The organism is Xanthomonas sp. SHU 308, assembly GCF_000364645.1.
GTDB classification, from domain to species: domain Bacteria; phylum Pseudomonadota; class Gammaproteobacteria; order Xanthomonadales; family Xanthomonadaceae; genus Xanthomonas_A; species Xanthomonas_A sontii.
In genome coordinates, this window is record NZ_AQOK01000358.1 from 1 (window position 1) to 2,200 (window position 2,200).

Sequence of the window (2,200 nt, forward strand, 5' to 3'; positions counted from 1 at the left end):
CTTCCGCGGCGCATCCAGCTTGCCGAGCATGCGCTCGGTGACCGGCAGGGCGTCGCCGTTGAGGCGCCAGTCGTAGATCACGCTGAAGGCCAGGATGCGCGCCACGTACTCGCGGGTTTCCTTGTAGCTGACTGTCTCGATCCAGAAGTCGGCATCGTGGCCCGGGCGCTGGCTCTGCCAGCGTGCGGCCGGGCCGGGGCCGGCGTTGTAGGCGGCGATGGTCAGGTAGGGCAGGCCGTAGGTGTTGAGCAACTGGCGCAGGTAGGCGGTGCCGATGGCGATGTTGGTGTCCGGGTCGTACAGGCTGGCGGCGCCGCCGTAGCCGGCCAGGCCGAGGTTGCGGGCAACGCTGGCGCCGGTGGCCGGCACCACCTGCATCAGGCCCATCGCATTGGCCGGCGAGCGGGCGTTGGGGTTGAACACGCTCTCGGCGCGGATTTCGGCGGCGACCCAGGACGGGTCGATCGCGTTCCTGCCGGCTTCGCGGCGGATGGTCTCGGCGTGGTGCAACGGGAAGCGCAGCGTGTACAGGCGCTGTTCCTCCGGACGCTTGCCGAGCCCGAACACCGCGCGGTCGAACCAACCGTTGTTGCTGGCCACTTCCACCGCCAGGCGCCGCTGGGTGTCGTCGAAACGGCTCAGCGCATCGTTCCACTCGGCCACGGCCCAGCCGGCGCGGTCGATCTTGAACAGCTCGAGCGCGCGGACCAGCGACGGATCGCGTGCCACCGCGGCCTGCGCCTGCGCGCTGTCGTTCGGTTCCCACGGGCACAACGCGTACGGCTGCTTGAGCCGGTCGGCGGCCAGGAAACCGTGGAAGGTGGCGGAGCTGGCCGCCGCGCGGTACAGCCGCTGCGCCTCGCTGGCATTACCTGTCTTCTCCGCCAGCCGCGCCTCGAAGTACTGCCAGCGCGAATCGTTGCGCTGCGCCGGCGGCATCTTGCGGATCGCGGCCAATGCCGCCGGCCAGTCGCCGCGCGCCATCGCCTCGCGCGCGCGCCACTCGTGCAGGCGTTCGTCGTACGCGGACTCGGGCACCGCGTTGAGCCGGCGCGCCGAATCGGGGCCGTACGAGGCCACCGTCCACAGCGCGATCTGGTACAGCACCGCACCGCGCTGCGCCTCGCTGAACTGCAGCGCCTGAGCGAATTGCGGCAGTTGCCGTTCGGCGGCGTCCGGATCGGTCTTGGCCAGCTTCGCCAGCCCGTCCACCGCCACCTTGCGGCTGCGCTCGGTCTTGGGCCAGGTCAGCGCACGCGTGTGCACCGCGTCCAGGAACGCCGCGTAGTCGTTGGCCAGGGCCAGGTCGGCCGCGGGCAGGCCGCGTGCGGCGGCGCGCATCACCGCCGGCTGCTGTGCGTCGGCGGCCGCTTCCACGCGCGCCCAGCGCAACGCATCGGTCATGCCGCCGCGCGCCTGCAGCACCGCGAACACCGGATCGCAGGCGTCGGGCAGCGACTTGCCGGCGTTGCGCCACAGCGCCTGCGCTTCGTCCACCCACTGCGCGTCGGCGCGGCCGGTGGCCTGGCGCGCATTGAGCTGGGCGCAGCGCAGGCCGAGGTTCTCGGTGGGTTTCCAGTTCGCCAGCAGCGCTGGCCAGTCCTCGCGCCGCGCCAGCGCCGGCAGCCACAGCGCACGGAAGCTCTCGGCCACCGGTTGCCCGGCGTAGCGCTTGAGGAAGTCCTGCGCCTGCGCATCGGACACCTTGTCGATGTTGCGGCGCAGGTTGGCGTACTCCAGCCAGCCGTACAGCGGATGCTGCTTGAACGCGGCCGCGCGGACCGGATCGAACCGGCCCTGCTCGGCATCGTCGATCGCCGAGCGGATCGCCGGGCGCTGGGCATCCAGGGACTGAGCGAGGGCGGGAACAGGGCCGCACAACGCGGCGGCGAACAGCAGGAGAGACGTGCGCAGGATCATGCGCGGGACTATACCGAACGCGGATGAATCGCCGTTTCAACGACGGGTGGAGCCGCGGCACGTCGTGTCAGTGCGATGCCCTGGAGCGTTGCAGATCGCTATTGCGTGCCGGCCTGCATTTTGTGCTCCGGCACGGGCGGGTGAGATGCGGGTGCAGCTTCGTACGCCTGAACTCCGCGAGTCGCTTCGCGCCGTACCCTTACCCCAACCCCTCTCCCAAGGGGAGAGGGGCTTTGGCGTTCCCCTTCTCCCATCGGGACCATGGCCCCCTTTTCGGGGG

1 protein-coding gene is annotated in these 2,200 nt (G+C 70.8%); it reads right to left on the reverse strand.

The genetic code is table 11. The annotated features are described in order from the left end of the window. On the reverse strand, positions 1-1,920 hold a 1,920-nt coding region (locus D588_RS24670; RefSeq protein ID WP_017916221.1), incomplete at its 3' end, for a transglycosylase SLT domain-containing protein. Positions 1,921-2,200 lie beyond the last annotated feature (280 nt).